The 17,301-nt window shown below is 60.5% G+C and carries 14 protein-coding genes; 7 read left to right on the top strand and 7 right to left on the bottom strand.

The genetic code is table 11. The features are described 5' to 3' along the window. Positions 1 to 218: 218 nt before the first annotated feature. The 6 genes from ACRC4F_RS05085 to ACRC4F_RS05060 all read right to left on the bottom strand — a co-directional run bounded on the left by ACRC4F_RS05085 (position 219) and on the right by ACRC4F_RS05060 (position 7,138). Complete coding sequence (locus ACRC4F_RS05085) at positions 219 to 1,784, bottom strand: amino acid permease (RefSeq protein WP_438658365.1); 1,566 nt, start codon at positions 1,782 to 1,784, stop codon at positions 219 to 221. A 133-nt stretch (positions 1,785 to 1,917) separates the two neighbouring features. After that, the gene (locus tag ACRC4F_RS05080) at positions 1,918 to 3,078 is read right to left on the bottom strand and encodes an iron-containing alcohol dehydrogenase (protein WP_438658364.1); all 1,161 of its coding nucleotides are present in this window, start codon (positions 3,076 to 3,078) and stop codon (positions 1,918 to 1,920) included. Between the two features lie 3 nt (positions 3,079 to 3,081). Further along, the gene (locus tag ACRC4F_RS05075) at positions 3,082 to 4,473 is read right to left on the bottom strand and encodes an aldehyde dehydrogenase family protein (protein WP_438658363.1); all 1,392 of its coding nucleotides are present in this window, start codon (positions 4,471 to 4,473) and stop codon (positions 3,082 to 3,084) included. 10 nt (positions 4,474 to 4,483) lie between these two features. Next, complete coding sequence (locus tag ACRC4F_RS05070) at positions 4,484 to 5,857, bottom strand: glutamine synthetase family protein (RefSeq protein WP_438658362.1); 1,374 nt, start codon at positions 5,855 to 5,857, stop codon at positions 4,484 to 4,486. Positions 5,858 to 5,976: 119 nt separating this feature from the next. Continuing rightward, positions 5,977 to 6,519, bottom strand: a complete 543-nt coding sequence (mug, locus tag ACRC4F_RS05065; protein ID WP_438658361.1) for a G/U mismatch-specific DNA glycosylase — start codon at positions 6,517 to 6,519, stop codon at positions 5,977 to 5,979. Next, positions 6,512 to 7,138, bottom strand: coding sequence for a TetR/AcrR family transcriptional regulator (locus tag ACRC4F_RS05060; RefSeq protein WP_438658360.1), 627 nt, complete (start codon positions 7,136 to 7,138; stop codon positions 6,512 to 6,514). The genes mug and ACRC4F_RS05060 overlap by 8 nt, the downstream gene beginning before the upstream one ends. Before the next feature lie 252 nt (positions 7,139 to 7,390). On the opposite strand from ACRC4F_RS05060, the gene ACRC4F_RS05055 reads away from it, so the two are divergent. From ACRC4F_RS05055 to ACRC4F_RS05035, 5 genes are all read left to right on the top strand, one after another. Further along, positions 7,391 to 8,527: an HlyD family secretion protein gene (locus ACRC4F_RS05055; protein ID WP_438658359.1), complete on the top strand. Its 1,137-nt coding sequence runs from the start codon at positions 7,391 to 7,393 to the stop codon at positions 8,525 to 8,527. Continuing rightward, positions 8,527 to 9,999, top strand: a complete 1,473-nt coding sequence (locus ACRC4F_RS05050) for a DHA2 family efflux MFS transporter permease subunit (protein ID WP_438658358.1) — start codon at positions 8,527 to 8,529, stop codon at positions 9,997 to 9,999. The genes ACRC4F_RS05055 and ACRC4F_RS05050 overlap by 1 nt, the downstream gene beginning before the upstream one ends. A gap of 19 nt (positions 10,000 to 10,018) precedes the next feature. Next, on the top strand, positions 10,019 to 11,509 hold the full coding sequence (locus ACRC4F_RS05045; protein ID WP_438658357.1) for an efflux transporter outer membrane subunit: 1,491 nt from the start codon (positions 10,019 to 10,021) through the stop codon (positions 11,507 to 11,509). Between the two features lie 22 nt (positions 11,510 to 11,531). Further along, entirely contained in the window at positions 11,532 to 12,482 is a 951-nt protein-coding gene (locus tag ACRC4F_RS05040; protein WP_438658356.1) for an aldo/keto reductase, read from the top strand. Between the two features lie 231 nt (positions 12,483 to 12,713). Continuing rightward, a complete protein-coding gene (locus ACRC4F_RS05035; protein WP_438658355.1) occupies positions 12,714 to 13,652 on the top strand; it encodes a LysR family transcriptional regulator in 939 nt (312 codons plus the stop codon). Positions 13,653 to 13,704: 52 nt separating this feature from the next. Here ACRC4F_RS05035 and ACRC4F_RS05030 read toward each other — a convergent pair whose 3' ends face one another. Continuing rightward, positions 13,705 to 13,977: a DUF2790 domain-containing protein gene (locus ACRC4F_RS05030; protein WP_438658354.1), complete on the bottom strand. Its 273-nt coding sequence runs from the start codon at positions 13,975 to 13,977 to the stop codon at positions 13,705 to 13,707. Positions 13,978 to 14,185: 208 nt separating this feature from the next. Between ACRC4F_RS05030 and ACRC4F_RS05025 the strand changes: the two genes are divergently transcribed. Both ACRC4F_RS05025 and ACRC4F_RS05020 read left to right on the top strand, forming a co-directional pair. Beyond that, entirely contained in the window at positions 14,186 to 15,190 is a 1,005-nt protein-coding gene (locus ACRC4F_RS05025) for a helix-turn-helix transcriptional regulator (RefSeq protein ID WP_438658353.1), read from the top strand. Between the two features lie 230 nt (positions 15,191 to 15,420). Next, entirely contained in the window at positions 15,421 to 17,283 is a 1,863-nt protein-coding gene (locus tag ACRC4F_RS05020; RefSeq protein WP_438658352.1) for an amidohydrolase, read from the top strand. Positions 17,284 to 17,301: the final 18 nt, after the last annotated feature.

Genomic DNA, 17,301 nt, shown 5'->3' with positions numbered 1-17,301 from the left:
GTTCATAAAAACGCAGCGCTCAGCGTTAATACCGATGGGTTAATGCTAAACGTGATCTGTAGCAGCTGGCGAAGCCTGCGTTCGGCTGCGTAGCAGTCGTAAAATCAGGCGATGCGGTGTTTCAGGGAGACCGCATGCTTAGGATTTACGACTGCTGCGCAGCCGAACGCAGGCTTCACCAGCTGCTACAAAGACCGCGTTACGGCTAACTGCTTGGATCAACCTCCGGCGCGTTTGTTTAGTGCCTCTTCCGCCGCAGCAATTTCAGCCTGGCGCTTGACGATCAAATCACCCATCGGCGGGCCCTGGAAGCGGCGGGCTTCGAAGCCGAACCAGACGATGGCCGTCAGCACCAGGAAGCCGATGGTGATGTACAGCGCCCAATCGTTCGGTGGCTGGATGCCAATGATGAAGATGATCACCATCGAGAGGATCGAGAGGAGGGCGAACACGGTGTACCAGAAGCGGCCCATGTTCCACGGTCCCATGGTCGGCCACTTCGATGTGCCGTAGGCAAACAGGCCGAGCACGATGGGGATGACGAAGGAGAAGAACAGGAAGATCACGGTGCAGGAAACCACGATGGTGTAGACCGGCGTTTCGCCGATCGAGATCACCGACGATCCCCACACGAACAACACCGCGAGGGTGGCGCCGGTCCAGATCGCCGCCACCGGGCTGCGCAGGGTTGGCGAGACTGAGGCCAGTGCTTTGGAGAAGGGCAGGCCGCCGTCGCGGGAGAAGGCGAAGATCATCCGTGAGACCGAGGTTACGGTCGCCAGGCCGCAGAGGAATTGCGAGATGAAAATGGCCACGTACAGCGCGGTTTTTACCGTCGGGTTCACTTGGGTGTCCATCGCCCAGAAGAACACGGTCCAGCCGTGGCTCGCGGCCTCGTCCATGCTTGGCAGCATCAGCACGAAGGAGCTGAGCATGACCCAGCCGAACAGCAGCGACCAGACCACCGACATGACCATGCCGCGCGGCACGGACATGGCGGCGTTGCGGGTCTCTTCCGAGGTGTGCGCGGAGGCGTCGTAACCGGTGATGGTGTAGATCGGCAAGAGCAGGCCGAGCATGAAGATCCAGCCGTTGGAGACTTGTGGCCAGACGCTGCCGCCCGCTTCGCCGGAGTAGTTGCCGAAGGTCCATAACCGGGCGAACTCATAGCTGGGTGCCGAGATCAGGCAGACGATGGTCAGCGCCAGTGCCGTGGCGAAGATCAGGTAGCCCGAGAAGTCGGTGAGCTTCGCGGTCAGGCCGATGCCCAGGTGGTTACACAAGGCCTGCAGGCCGGTCAGGATCGCGAGGAAAATCACCCGTGTCGTGGTGGTGTCTTCCATGCCCAGTGCCGGTCCGAAGGCGCCGAAAAAGAAGTAATAAGTGCCGACGTTGATCGCGCCAAGCACGGTCACCAGCCCCAGCAGGTTGAACCAGGCCGTCAGCCAGCCGGTGAAGCGGTTGCCGAGAATCGAGCCCCAGTGATAGAGGCCGCCAGCGGTGGGGTAGGCGGAGGAGATCTGCGCCATGGCCATGGCAAAGACCCCGGAGATCAGGCAGCCGATGGGCCAGCCGATGCCGATGGCCGCGCCGCCCGCGCCGGAGGTACCCTGGGCGAGTGAGTTGATGCCACCCGAGAGGATGCAGATGATCGAAAAGGAAATGGCAAAGTTGGAGAAAACGCCCATGCGTCGCGAGAGCTGCTGGGCGTAGCCCATGCTGTGCAGCACCTTGACGTCATCGTCTTGCGGCGCGCTCGTGCCGGGCTGACTTGCTGGATTCATGTTGTGTGCCCCTTCAGGTTTTGATACGCATCCACCCGGGTCCCGGATGGCCTGGCTTTCAACCCCTTGTCGTACTGCTCCTTTTCCAACCGGTACAACCTGTCCATGCCTTATGTCTGGACAGACAACTGCTCTAAATACGGCCGTGATACGCCGCGTCGAAAATCTGTGCCGCTCCGGCCCGGGTCAATGGCAACGGGTTGCCGCCGGCAGACGGATCGACAATCGCCATGTCCGCGATCAGATCCGCTTGCCGATCATCCACGCCCAGTTCGACCAGCGTGTGCGGCACGCCGATGTCCTTGCGCAGCTTGAGAATGAAGGCCAGAAAGCTGTCGAAGCCGGGCGAGGGCAGACGCAAATACGCCGCCAGACGCGTGATGCGTTCTTCGATGGCCGGGCGATTGAACTTCAAAACGTAGGGCATGAAGGTGGCGTTGGTCATGCCGTGATGGGTGTCGTACAGCGCGCCGACCGGATGCGAAAGGGCGTGCATGCCGCCCAGGCCTTTTTGAAATGCAGTGGCGCCCATCGCGGCGGCGGCGAGCATTTGCGCGCGAGCATCGAGGTCGGAGGGCGTGTGGACGGCCCGCACCAGAGCGCTGGCCACCAGACGGATGCCTTCTACCGCGATGCCATCGGCCAGCGGGTGAAAACCTGGCGCGCAGTAGGCTTCCAGGCAGTGCGCCAATGCATCCATGCCGGTGCCGGCGGTGACTTTTGCCGGCATGCCGACGGTCAGAGCCGGGTCGCTGATGACCACGCGGGGCATCATTTTCGGGTGGAAGATGATGCGTTTGGTGTGGGTGAGCTCGTCGATGATCACCGCTGCACGGCCCACTTCAGAACCCGTGCCTGCGGTTGTCGGCACCGCGATAACCGGGGCGATCTGGCTTTCGTCGGCGCGTGTCCAGTAGTCGCCGATGTCTTCGAAATCCCAGACCGGCCGGGTCTGGCCGCTCATGAAGGCGATGAGTTTGCCCATGTCCAGGCCGCTGCCACCGCCGAAGGCGACCACGCCATCGTGCTTGCCGGCGCGCCAGGCATCGAGCCCGCCCGCGAGGTTGGCTTCAACCGGGTTGGGCTTGAGGTCGCAAAACAGCGCGACGCCAAGGCCGGCCGCGCGCAAGGCGTCGACCGCGGCTGTGGTGATCGGCGCGCGCGCCAGGCCGCTGTCGGTGACCAGCAACGGTCGCTGGATACCCTGGCTGCGACAGACCTCGGCCAGCTCGCTGATGCGGCCGACACCGAAGCGAATGCTCGTGGGGTAGTTCCAGTTTCCGGTCAGGCTCATGGCTCAGATCTCATGGCGCAAATGGAAGGATTTGGCTCGGGTCAGATGTTCATATCCCAGGCGCGACAGCGTCACGCCGCGCCCGCTGTTTTTCACGCCGGTCCAGGCCAGTGCCGGGTCCAGGTAATCGCAGCGGTTCATGAACACGGTGCCGGTGTCGATCTCGTTGCCCAGGCGTTCGGCGGCGGCGAGGTCTTGCGTCCAGATGGAAGCGCTGAGCCCGAATTCGCTATCGTTCATCAAGGCGATGGCTTCGTCGTCGCCGGTCACCGGCATGATGCCGACCACCGGGCCGAAGCTTTCCTCGCGCATCACCGACATTTCATGAGTCACGTCGACCAGCACTTGCGGCGCGAGGTAGGCGCTGCCCGGCGCATCGAAGGCAAAGGCCTTAGGATCGATCAATGCTTTGGCGCCTTTTGCCAGCGCATCGGCAATCTGTCCACGGACGAATTCAGCCGCGCCGGGATTCACCAGCGGGCCGAGCGTGGTGGCTTCATCCAGTGGATTGCCGAGCACGTATTGATTCGTCAGTGCGACGAATCGCTCGACAAACGCCGGGTAGACTTTTGCATCGACATAGATCCGTTCGATGGCGCAGCAACTTTGCCCGGAATTGAACAAGCTGCCGTCCACCAGGTTTTCCACCGCGTGATCGAGGTTGGCGTCGGCGCGAACGTAAGCCGGGTCTTTGCCGCCGAGTTCCAGGCCCACGCCGAGGAAGCGACCCGTAGCGGCAGTTTCCATGGCCTTGCCGGCGTCGACTGAACCGGTGAAGTTCACCTGGTGCACACGGCCGGAGGCGATGATCTCACCGGTCTGGCGGTGATCGAGCAGCAGGTTCAGGAACAGTCCTTCTGGCAGATTGGCGCGGCGAAATGCTTCGGCGAACCGTTCGCCCACCAGCAGTGTCTGCGACGCGTGTTTGAGGATGACGCTGTTGCCGGCCATCAGTGCCGGAATGATCGTATTCACCGCCGTCAGATACGGATAATTCCAAGGTGCGACGACCAGCACCGTACCGAGCGGTTCCCGTTTGATCTGCCGTCGAAAACCAGCGACAGGCCTGGGCTCAACGGCTGCCAACGCTTCAGGTGCAATGGCGATCATGTGCCGGGCGCGCTCTTCGAAACCGCGCAGTTCGCCCGCGCCAAAGCGCACCGGGCGGCCCATCTGCCAGGCCAGTTCCGGGACGATTTCGTCCTTCATGGCCAGCATCGCGTCCACCGCCGCGCTGCAAAACGCGGCGCGCTCACTCAGTGGTCGGCGTTTCCATTGCGTCTGGGCCGTTGCGGCAGCCACCAACGCCTGCTCGATCTGCGAGGCATCGGCACAGCGACGTTCGGCATAAACCCGGCCATCGACCGGTGAAATGAGTTGAATCGTTGCAGTCATGATGGCGGTCTCAATAGCGCTCGAAACCGCGCTGCAGTTCCCAGTCGGTGATTCGCCGGTCGTACTCTTTCTGCTCCCACTCGGCGGTGTGCACGTAGTGGTCGATGACTTCATCACCGAACGCTTCGCGCAGCATCGTCGAGTTCTGGAGTGCGGCGCTGGCTTCGCGCAAGGTCTTCGACACTTCCGGCAAGTGTTCGTCGACGTAGGCATCGCCTTCAAAGGGCGGCACGAGGTTGAGCTTTTCGTCGATACCGGCCAGCCCCGCAGCGATCAACGCCGCGAAGGCCAGATAAGGGTTGAGGTCAGCACCGCCGATGCGGCATTCGATGCGGATGGATTTGCTGCTTTCTGCGCACAGACGAAAGCCTGCGGTGCGATTGTCGCGACTCCAGACCGCCCGGGTCGGCGCAAACGTGCCGGCCTGAAAACGCTTGTAGGAATTGATATAGGGCGCGAGAAAGCAGGTGATGTCGTTGGCGTATTTCAGCTGCCCGGCCACCCAGGCGCGCATCAGTTTCGACATGCCGAACTCGGCCTTGGCGTCGAAGAACAGCGGCTTCTTGGCGTTTTTGTCCCACAGCGAATTGTGGATATGGCTGCTGGACCCGGCGGCGTCATACCGCCATTTGGCCATGAACGTGATCGCCTTGCCCTGCAGCTGCGCGATCTCTTTGCAGGCGTGTTTGATGATGACGTGATGGTCGGCCATGGTCAGCGCGTCGGCGTAACGGATGTTGATTTCTTCCTGGCCCGGGCCCCATTCACCCTTGGAGTTTTCCACGGGAATGCCGGAGGCCTGCAGATGCTTGCGAATCGCCCGCAGCACCGGCTCCTCGCGGGTGGTCTGGAGGATGTTGTAATCTTCGATGTAGTGGCCGGCGGTTTTTGGCTTGTGGTAGTTGCGCTCGTGGATGGCTTCGTAGCTTTCGTCGAACAGATAGAACTCAAGTTCCGAGGCGAACATGCCGGTGTAGCCGCGTTCGCGCAGTCGCTCGATCTGCTTTTTCAGGATCGCCCGCGGGCTGTGCGGCAGGTCGCGTCGATGGTGATGGTCGAGCACGTCGCACAGCACCAGCGCCGTGCACTCGAGCCAGGGCACTCGCCGCAACGTCGACATGTCGGGCTTGAGGACAAAGTCGCCATAGCCCTTGCTCCAACTGGCAGCGGCGTACCCCGGCACGGGTTCCATGTCGATGTCGTCGGCCAGCAGGTAATTGCAGCAGTGCGTTTCTTCATGGCCGCTGTCGATGAAAAACTCGACCTGGAAGCGCTTGCCGACCAGTCGGCCTTGCATGTCGACCATGCAAACAAGAACAGTATCAATTTCGCCGGAGGTGGCAGCACGCTTGAGTTGATCAAAACTGAGGAGGGGCTCGGTCATCACGTAGTCCTGCGTGAAATGGTTGGGCCTGTCTGAAATAGCTGTTGCAGACGCTCTCCAGAACAACCCAAAACCTGCAGACGCGAGCATCGTGTGCAATAAGCTGCTCTTAGCTTAGCCTAAGGCCGATAAACGCAAGTTTCGGTGATCGAAACCTGATTCACTGCGCTCCAGAGTTGCCGGTACGCGCTAACCAGTTGATCGAGAGTGAACGCGAGATTGCGCCCACTCGGATTGGGCAGGACCCAAACCTGGACATTGCCGAAGGTTTTTGATTGAAGCCCCCAGGCGATTTCTCGCTTTCCGGATAACGCGCTGTATGCCGCCTTACCAAGAAACGCGACATAGCGCGGCGCATAACGGGCGATCTTCTGTTCAAAGTTCGCCGCAGCGGCGGTAAATTCCTGTAGCGATAGCTGATCTGCTCGCGCCGTGGGCCGATCCACCACGGCGGTTAATCCGCACTGATAATTCAAGATCGTCCGGTCGTTTTCCGGGTGCACCTGTTCAGGCGTGAAGCCCGCAAGATGCAGCGTGCGCCAGAAACGATTGCCTCTGCCGGCAAAGTGGTGCCCTTGTGCGGCGGCCGTCATGCCCGGGTTGATGCCGCAAAAAATCACCGACAGATGTTCAGCCAGAATGTCTTCAAGTCCTTCACGCACCGCAAATCACACCGACCGCATTGCGTGTCAGCTCCGTCAATTCTTCTCGGGATTTGCCTGCCCGCGCACGTATCGCAAGGCTGTGCAGCAAGGAGGACGCGAGGACGGCGAGGGCGGCTGCGTCGACATCGCCTTTCAGCTCGCCGGAATCGATGGCTGTTCGCAGACGCGTCTCCAGATCGGCATCGAGCCTGCTGAGCCGGTCTGACAGCACGTCGCGAATTTCCGAATCCTCGACCGCTTCGGTGGTTGCCGTGCCGATCGCAAAGCAGCCGCGCGGTTGGCCGTCGCCCGAGAAGTAAATGGACAACTGCCCTTCGTAGAACCGCATCAGCGCATCGCGCAAGGTCAGGGTGTTGTCCGTCAGCGCCTCACGCATCGCCGCCGCTGCAAATTCCCAATATTGCTCAAGCGCTTTTATGTAGAGCGCGTGTTTGTCGCCGAATGCCGCATAGAGGCTGGGGCGATTCATGCCCGCTGCGGTGGCGATGCTGTCCAGCGACGCGCCGGAATAACCGGTATTCCAAAACACACCAAGCGCTTGCTGCAACGCTGTCTGCGGGTCGTAAGCGCGAGGGCGGCCGCGGCCTTTTGCCTCTGTGATCTTTTTTTGTGCCATGTCGTATAAAAACCTTGCTGGAGGGTTTGCGTGGATATATTCTTACACCATCGCACAAAATTAAGGAACCAGAAATTCCTTGGTTTACGGTTTGTTGAAGCGGAGCTCGAACTGAGTGTTGCTGCGACGAAACAGGTGCGGCGGAGCGATCCTCCAGACCGTGCTCGGGCTTGATTCCTCACAGCAACTCTTGACGTCGGGGCCGCCGCATTTTTAGCCGGCCCGATTTCCCGGTTAAAGGTGTATTCGATCATGACTAAACAGTTCGGCATCCCGGCTTCGCAAAGCTTCGAGCACCCAGCACCGAACCTTGGCGATACGCCCATCAAAAAGCCGTTCAAACAGACACTGCGGCCGTTCCTGATTGTCGGTTTGCCGCTGATTTTCGCCGCGGTTTGCTTTGCTCGCTATCAGGCAGGCATCGCCATTGTCTCGACCGACAACGCCTACGCCCGGGTGGCCAAGGCATCGATCAACGCGCGGGTTTCCGGGCAAGTGGTCGACATCGCCGTCGAGGACAATCAGCAGGTTCACAAGGGCCAGGTGCTGTTTCGCATCGACCCGAAACCGTTGCAGATCGCCGTTAACCGCGCAGAAGCCCAGTTGAGCGTGGCGCGTTTGCGTATCGATGGACTCAAGGCCAGTTACCGCCAGCAGCAGGCGGAACTGCAATCGGCCAAAGAGTCGGCTGATTTCGATCAACGGGAATTCGCCCGCAAGAAGGCGTTGGTCGCGACCGAGTTCGTCTCCCGCGCCATTTACGAACGCGCCGACACCGACCTCAAAGTGGCGCGGCAACGGGTTGCGTCGGTCGAACAACAGATCGCCAGCACCGTCGTTGCCCTGAACGGCAATCCGAACATCGACGCCGATACCCATCCGACGGTTCGCGAAGCCAGGGCTCAGCTCGACGAGGCGCAGCTCTACCTTTCGTACGCAACGGTGTATGCGCCAGACGATGGCATCGTGGCCAAGGTCGACGATCTGCAAGTCGGCAACTTCGTCAACAACGGCGCGCCTGCCTTTGCCCTGCTGTCCGATCGCGAGATCTGGGTAGAGGCCAATTTCCGCGAAACCGACGTCACCCACATGCGTCCCGGCCAGGCCGCGACGGTTAGTATCGATACCTATCCTGATCACGTTTTCAAAGCCCACGTGACCAGCATGAGCCCGGGTGCCGGGTCGGACTTCGCCCTGTTGCCGCCGGAAAATGCCACCGGCAACTGGGTGAAAGTCGTGCAGCGCGTACCGGTGCGGCTCGAACTCGATGAAGCCGATCCTGCATTGCCGCTGTTCTCGGGCACCAGCGCCACGGTCAAGGTTGATACCGGCTATCACACGCCCTGGTGGCACCCGCTCAAGGCATTATTGACCGCAGGTAACTTCTGATGAACGCCAACCTTGCCGGACCTCAAGGTGCGGGAACGTTAAGGTTCGCCGCGCTGCTCGCGACGTATATGCAGTCGGCGAACCTGCCGCTTCCGAATGCCGTACTCAGATTGATTCAGGGCAGCCTGTCGATGACCGACGACCAGGCGGGGTGGATTTTCACCTCGTACCTGGCGGCCAGCGCCATCACCATGCCGATTGCGCAATGGCTCGCCGGGCGTTTTGGCCTGAAGTTTGTCTATCAAACCGCGCTGGCCATTTTCGTCCTTGGCTTGCTGCTCTCCACCCAGGCAACGACGCCGCTGGAATTCATCGGTGCACGCATCATCCAGGGCTTGGCGAGCGGCGTGCTGGCGCCGCTGTCGATGGCGATTTCACTGGAGACATTGCCCCTCGAGAAGCGCGCAAAATTCGGCATAACCTGGACCGCCATCGTGCTGTTCGGCATCGTCAGCGGCCCGAGTCTTGGCGGGTGGATCGGCGAGCATTTCGACTGGCGCCCCATCTTCTACATAAGCGTTCCGCTGTCAGCATTCATCTTCCTTGTGATGGCGCTGTTGCTGAACGAGAAGAAAGCCGAGAAGCGGCCGTCGTTCGATTTCTTCGGCTTCGGCAGCTTCACGCTGGGGTTGATCAGCCTGCAAATGTTGCTCGATCGCGGTGAGCGCCTGGACTGGTTTGCGTCGACCGAGATCTGGCTCGAAGCAATCGGCTGCGCGTTGGGGTTTTACCTGTTCGCTGTGCACGTGCTGACCGCGAAGGCGCATTTCCTCAACAAGCGCTTGTTCAACGACCGCAACTTTGTGCTGTCGACGATCATCTTTTTCGCCGTCGGTTTTGTGCTGCTGTCGACCATGGCCCTGACCTCGCCGATGCTCGACGAGATTCTCGGCTACCCGCCGGACACCACCGGTTCCCTGACCATCCCGCGTGGTATCGGGCTGGTCGGTGCATTCCTGCTGATGAACCGTGTGCCCGAGCGTTTCGACCGTCGACTGTTCGTGGCAGCAGGCGTTGCCGTGGTGATTTATGCCAACTGGCTGATGCTCGGTTATTCGCCATTGATGGACTGGTCGCCCGTGGCAGTGGCCGGCGCGATTCAGGGCATTGGTATCGGCATCTTGATGCCGTCGCTGACCAAGGTCGCATTCAGCACGCTTGACCCGACGTTACGCCCCGAAGGCACCGGTCTGTTCAATCTGTCCCGTGTGTACGGCAGCACCCTGGGCGTGGCAATTGTGCAGCTGTATTTCTTCAACAACACGCAAGCGATGCACATGGCGCTGGTCAGCAATCTGACGCCATACCGCGTCGGGCCGATGTCCCTGCAAGCCCTGGCGGAGCTCAACCACATGGTCACCCACCAGGCGGCGTTTATCGCGGTGGTCGACCAATTCAAGATTTTGATGGTGGCGATGCTGGTGGTGAGCCCACTGGTTGTCTTTCTTCGCAAGCCCGTTCCGACCAACTAGTTTTCGTGGAGTTTGCCCAATGAAATCCAATGCGCGCTTCCTCAACAAACAGCTGTTCAAAACCACCTTCGGGGCGGTGTCGGCGCTGGTATTCCTGACCGCTTGCACCGTCGGCCCCGACTATCAAATGCCCGCGCCGAGCCTGTCGCAGCATTACGATCAACAGGCCGAGCAGCGCCTCGGCCAGGGCGGTAACACGCCTGGCGAACAGCGCATCGAACTCGGTAAAAAAGTCCGCGGTGACTGGTGGACAGCCTTCCAGTCGCCGAAGCTCAACAACGTGGTGCGTCGCGCCATTGAGGGCAATCTTGAACTCGTGGCGGCGGACGCAACCATTCGCCAAGCCGCGTCTTCAGTGGCTGCGGCGGAAGGTGTGCTGTATCCGCAAGTCGATTTTGGTGCGACGGCAGGCCGCCAGCGGGTACACAACGCGAAGGAGCCTTCCACTTCCAATTTCTATGCAATCGGGCCGCGGGTCGGCTTCGATCTTGACGTGTTCGGCGGCAACAAACGCGCGGTCGAACAGCAAGAAGCGTTTGCCGCGCTGCAGAAGCATCGCTACGAAGCGGCTTACCTGACCCTGACCGGCGATGTCGCCAGCCAGGCATTGTTGGTGGCCTCCGCGAACGCGCAGATCGCGGCCGTCGAGAAGCTGCTGGCCAATGACGCGAAAAACCTCGACCTCGTGCGCATGGCACACGCCAACGGCACCACCACGCAGATCGACGTTTCCCTGGCGCAAACCCGGCTCGCCCAGGACCGTACGTTGCTGCCGCCCCTCGCTCAACAGCGCGATGCGGCACGCCACGCGTTGTCGATTCTGACGGGCAAAGGCCCGGCTGACTGGATTGCGCCGGACTTCGATTTTGCCGAGTTCACATTGCCGGCCAATGTGCCCGTCAGCGTGCCTTCGGAAATGGCCCACGGCCGGCCGGACGTCCTGCAAGCCGAGGCTGAACTGCACATGGCCAGCGCGGCCGTTGGCATCGCCACTGCCAATCTCTACCCACGCGTCACGTTGTCCGCGTCGTTGGCTCAGGCCGCTTCAGGTAATGGCGGCGCCGCGCTTTGGGGGTTTGCGGCGGGGATTGCAGGGCCGCTGTTTGATGGCGGAACGCTCAAGGCGGAACGTCAGGCGGCGGTCGACGGCTACAAGGCGACGCTCGCTGGCTACCAGCAAACTGTCATTCAGTCGTTCGGCCAGGTCGCGGACTCGCTGCAGGCGATCAACCATGACGCCGAGCAAAACCTGGCGCAGGAAGACGCGCTGCGCGCCGCCGAAACCAGCTTGCGCTTGAACCAGCAAGCCTATGCACAAGGCGAGAACAGCATTCTTCAAGTGCTGGAAGCCGAGCGTGCCTATGAGCAGGCGTTGCTCGGCCAAATCAAAGTGAAAACCGCGCAATACCTCGACACCGTGCAGCTCTACGTGGCGCTCGGCGGTAATTCCGTCGGTGCGTTCGAGCAGCGCGTTGCCAGCCGCGAAGCAGCGAAACCTTCGTATCAATAACCCCGGAGATTGGAGAAAAGACATGACTTACGAACCCTTTAACGATGACCTTCGTGACACGAAATTTGCGCTGAATCACGGCTCAGCTGAACTGCCTGCCGTTGGATTTGGCACGCTGTTTCGCGACCTCAGTGTCACCACCCAGGCGGTCAAGGACGCGCTGGAAGCAGGCTTTCGCCATTTCGATTGCGCCGAGCGTTATCGCAATGAAGAACAGGTTGGCGTGGCCTTCAAGGAAATGCTGGACGCCGGAAAAGTCCGCCGCGAAGACTTGTTCATCACCACCAAGCTGTGGAACACCAACCACCGTCCGGAGCGCGTCGAACCCGCATTCGAGGCCAGTTGCCGACGCCTCCAAGTGGACTACATCGACTGCTACCTGATCCACACGCCGTTTGCCTTTCAACCCGGCGACAACCAGGACCCGAGGGATGCAGAGGACCACGTGATCTACGACGACGGCATCACGCTGATTGAGACCTGGCGGGCGCTGGAACACCTGGTGGATGAGGGCCGCTGCAAGTCGATCGGCTTGTCGGACATCACCCTGGAAAAGCTGCAACAGATTGTCGAAGTGGCGCGGATCAAACCGGCCGTGGTGCAAGTCGAGTCCCACCCGTACCTGCCGGAATGGGAACTGCTCGAATTCTGTAAGCAGCATGGAATTATCGTGCTGGCGTTTGCGCCGCTGGGCCACGGCATGGAGCCCAATGTCCTTGAAGAACCGGTGCTCACCCAGATTGCCCAACGCGTGCAGAAGACCCCGGCGCAAGTGGCGCTGGCCTGGTCGGTGCAACGGGGAGTGGCTTTCCTGACCACATCGGCGACACCGAGTCATATCCGGGAAAACTTCGATATTTCGACCTTGCCGCAACGGGCCATGGTTGAAATACAGAACGACATTACCACCCGGATTCGATTCAACTCGGTGGTCGAAACCGGTGTTCCAGGATTTATTCCGCGCAAGAAGTAACCCATGATGAAGGGCGGCCCTCCAAGACTTGATGCCTAGCAGTTAAGTCGTTGAACGCCGCAATCCCTGTGGGAGCGAGCCTGCTCGCGATAGCGGTATAACATTCAGCAGGTGTATTGCCTGCCAGTCCGCTATCGCGAGCAGGCTCGCTCCCACAGGTTTTGTGCCTTAACTGATCGGCATTAGGCCTTGTAAGGCTGTCCCTTTTATCCATCCCCCGAGGTGCAAACGATGGACGTGTTCCAGACCCTGCGTTGTTTCGTGGCTGTGGCCCAGAGCGGCAGCTTTACGGCGGCGGCTGAGGTGTTGGACACCACCACGACCAACGTTTCCAAAGCGGTTTCCAGCCTGGAAGCCAGGCTTCGCACACGCCTGATCAACCGCACGACCCGCCGTCTGGCGCTGACCGAAGCCGGGCTGCGTTACCTGGAACGCTGTGAGCGGATTCTTGAAGAGATGCGCGAGGCGGATGAGGAAGCGGGCACGGCGAACACCCAGCCTGTGGGCCGGCTGAAGATTCATGCCATGGCTGCCATTGGTAATCACTACGTGATCGATGCCGTTGCCAGATACAGAGAGCTGCACCCGACGGTCATGTTTGATTTGACCCTGACCAATCGACTGCCGGACTTGCTGGAGGAGGGCTATGACATGTCGATTGTGTTGGCGCGGGACTTGCCCGATTCAGGCTTCGTCGCGCAGCGACTCGGCATCACCTACAGCATCCTCTGCGCCTCGCCAGCGTATTTGAAAAAACGCGGGCACCCCGAATCCCCGGCCGCACTCGCCGAACATGATTGTCTGAAAATCGTGAATACGGTGATGCCGGTGGAAAACTGGGAGTTGGAAGGGCCGGATGGGGTGGAGACCATCAGCGTTCCGCTATCACCTTTCCACATCAACACTGCCGATGGCATGACCGTTGCGATTACCAACGGCATGGGGATTGGTATCCAGCCGATTGCGTCCGCAGTCGATGGCCTGCGGGCCGGCACGTTGGTGCGGGTATTGCCCGAGCATCATCTTGAGGCGCTGAATTTGTATGCGATCTATCCGTCACGAAAGTTCGTCGATGCAAAAATAAAGACCTGGGTGGAGTTTCTCAAACACTCCATTCCGGACGTGCTGGCCGCGGATGAAAAAATCGTCGGTTCAGCGAAAAAAAGATGATTTACAAGCGCTGCAGGCATGGAGTGTCGACCCTCCATCCACCGTGCAGGCTTCAACCATTTGAACATCCGGTGCCCATCACCTGGTACTGAAGGACATGGCGTTGACCCTTGGAATCTTCATAGGTCATTTGAGCCGGGACCGGTCCGCACTCATCCGCAATTTCTGTCATGGTGATGATTTTCTTGATGTCCAGGCTGGTGCCGTAGGTGTAGCTTTCGATCGGTGTTTTGCTGGCTTCGGCGGTTGACTGGCCGTTGTCTGCAAAGGCGTGTGCCCCTATACCGCTGAGCGCCAGGAACAGCGCAATTTTTAAACCTTTCATGTCATTCACCTTTTTGTCTTGGTTGACCCGGACTCACCGGGTAGAGACGATGCTAGGCGGTTGGGGCTCCCCCAAAAAGCGGCCCGCCGGACAAACACTGTTGCCGGTTTGCGCATGAATGGCAGGTGTCGAAAAAGCCAATGGCGCTGCACCTGCACCTATGGCATCGTCGAAAAAAATACGTCGTACAGCGAACAGGATCAGAACGATGGAGGAGGGTGATGAAGTCGGCGCAACGCCGTCGATGGCAACGCTGAAAGCGTTCAATCGGTGCGTGCTCCACTTGGGGCGGCTGGCTCGGGAGCGCGGCGCTTCGCAGTTCATCGCCGAAGGCCTGCAAGCGTTCCGCCCACTGGTGCCCTTTGCGTCAGCGTGGTGGGGCGAGATGTCCGCGTCAGCCGGCAACGCACCTCCCAAGAGCTGGATGCACGGGCGCATCAACCTGCCCGAATCGTTTGCCGCCGAATGGCACAAAAGCGCGGACCGCGACAAATTCTCCCATGACACCTTGAGCCAGCCCGGTGAGGTCGTGCGCGAAAGCGGCTTCACTGACCCCGATGAAGCGGTGGAGGCGTTCGCTCGGCGCCACGATCTCTATCACCCGATGTGCATCACTTTCGAGTTGCCCGAAAGCGGCTTGATGTTTTTCGTGTGTCTTTACCGTGGCGTTGATGCACCGGCCTTCAGCGACAGCGAGGCCGCGTTGTTTTCGGCCTTCTGCGACCACCTGTTGCAGCTGTGGCGGTTCCAGGTGCAAGACATGATCCGCATCGACACCGGCAATGGTGCGACCGACTTCGGGGTGGCGCGCATGGACGGCAGTCTGCTGTACGTGGGCGCGAGCCTTTGCGCCGCCATTCAGCGCGAGTTGCCCGGGTGGAGCGGTTCGATGCTGCCGGCCGAGGTGATCGCGCAACTGCCAAAGGCCCCGTGCGTGATGCGTCTGGGCCGTTGTGCGCTGACCCTGAGCCCGAACGCGGAGCATGTGATTCTGTCGCTCGAAGCTCAGTCACGCGCAGCAGTCCTTGCGCCAAGGGAGCGGACGGCGGCGATGCTGTTTGCTGCCGGTCATTCCTACAAAGAGATCGCCAAAATCCTGACCCTCAGCCCGGCGACAGTGCGCACTTATCTGCGCAACTGCTACTTGCAGCTTGGCGTGAAAAGCAAGGTCGAGCTGGGTTCTGTCCTGCGGGACGCCACGCGCCGCGATTAACTCCTCCAATCTCCCCAACGAAATGCTCACCCCCCCTCTAGGAATGATCCCCTCGCCACAGGGCTCACTCCTACAGGAGGAAATTGTTGCTGGGCTATTTTTGTTGCCCCTCCTCATTTGTGGAGGTCCCGCAGGCCGCGCCGCTCTATAGGGTATGCCCTGCATATCAGGGGCTTGCGCGGCAGTCTGTCCGGGCCACTTCCAAAACTATAAAAACAGAGGTGAGGCAGTTGAAATTTTCCAGGCTGTTTATCGCGGTTGCGACGACCACGGCAGTTTCCAGCATGGCGCTCGTGGGGTGCCAGACCCAAGGCACGACGCCCGCCGACATGGTGATGCGCAACGGCTATGTCTACACCGTCGATGGCCAGAATTCCGTGCAGCAGGCGATTGCCGTGGCGGGCGGAAAGATCGTCTATGTCGGTAGCGATGAAGGGGTTTCCTCGTACATCGGCCAGCAGACCCAGCTGATCGATCTGGCCGGGCGCATGCTGATGCCAGGCTTCATCGACGCACACATGCACCCCGGGGACGGTGGCCGCGCCATGACCTTGTGCGACTTGAAGTACCAGACCATGACGCGCAAGGTTTTCCAGGAAACCATTCAAGCCTGTCTGGACGCCGACAAGGACAAGGGCCCCGATGTCTGGCTCGAAGTCGGCAGCTGGGATCGCATGGGCATGGATGGGCTCGACGGCGACCCGGACAAATCGACGCTGGACGCGCTCAAGACCAATCGCCCGATCCAGGTTCGTTCCACCGACTTCCATACCGTGCTGGTCAACTCCCGAGGCCTGGCCGTGGCCGGCATTAACAAAAACACTGCCAATCCGGGCGATGGCAAATACGTGCGTGACAGCGCCGGCAACCCCAACGGCATCTGCGAAGACGGCGCGGCCGATGCCATGGCCGCTGTGGTGCCGCCCGCCACCGATGCCGAAAAACTCAATCAGACCCGAGCGGCGCTGGACGCGATGCGTGAGCAAGGCATCACCAGTTTCTTTGATGCAATGTCGAGCCCCGAGATTGGCAAAGCCTTGACCAGTCTGCAGCAGTCGGGCGAGCTGACGGCCCGGGCATTGCTGGCGATCAAACTGGACCCGGCCGCCGCTGCGGCGGACCCGACAAAAACCATCGCCGACGCCAAGGCATTGGCCACGACTTACGATCAGGGCGAAGCCAAACCCGCGCCGGGCGTGAGCATGCGCCACGTCAAATTGTTCATGGACGGCATCATCAATGCGCCGGCGGACACCGGGGCGATGTTGACGCCGTACTTGCACAATGCCGGAACCGATAAGGCGCCAAAATGGACAGCGGGCAAGAATGTCGGTGAGCTGTACTTCCCGCCGCAAGTGCTCAAGCCGTTGCTGTTGCAAGCCGTGCAGGCGGGCCTCGATCCGCACCTGCACGCCACCGGAGACCGCGCGGTGCGCGACTCGTTGAACGGCATCGAATACGTGCGTCAGCAATTGCCCGGCAATGGTTTCCGCCCGGCCATTACGCACAACGAGTCCGTGGACCCGGCCGACTATCCGCGCTTCAAGGCACTCGACGTGACTGCGAACATGTCCTTCCAGTGGGCCCAGCAGGCACCGTCCACCATCGACGGCACCAACGAGCACCTGGGTGCCCAGCGTTTTGCCCGCATGGAGCCGTCGGGCAGCATCGCCCGTGCCGGCGGCCGCGTGGCGTATGGCAGCGACTGGCCCGTCGATCCGCTCGACGAATTCCTCGCGCTGAAGATCGGCGTCACCCGCTCAGGTGATCCGCAGAACCCTCACAGCTACGGCCCCAAGTATGCCGGCAGGTTGAATGACGACCCGGCACTGTCGCGCACGGAGGTGCTGCGCACCATCACCATCAACGCCGCCGAGCAGTTGAAACTGGAGGCGGTGGTTGGCTCGGTCGAAGTGGGCAAGTTCGCCGACCTGATCGTGCTGGACAAGAACTTCATGCAGGTGCCTGAGGATGAATTGGCGCGTAATAAGGTGTTGCTGACCATGGTGGGAGGCAAGGTTGTATGGGCAAAGGCTCCGTTCGTAGGGCTTGAGCAGCGGCCGGCTCAAGTCGCCATGACGGAACAACAATAAGAGCAACTGCCTGCCAAT

Source organism: Pseudomonas sp., assembly GCF_051660785.1.
Classification (GTDB): Bacteria; Pseudomonadota; Gammaproteobacteria; order Pseudomonadales; family Pseudomonadaceae; genus Aquipseudomonas.
This window is presented reverse-complemented; position numbering and strand designations above follow the sequence as displayed.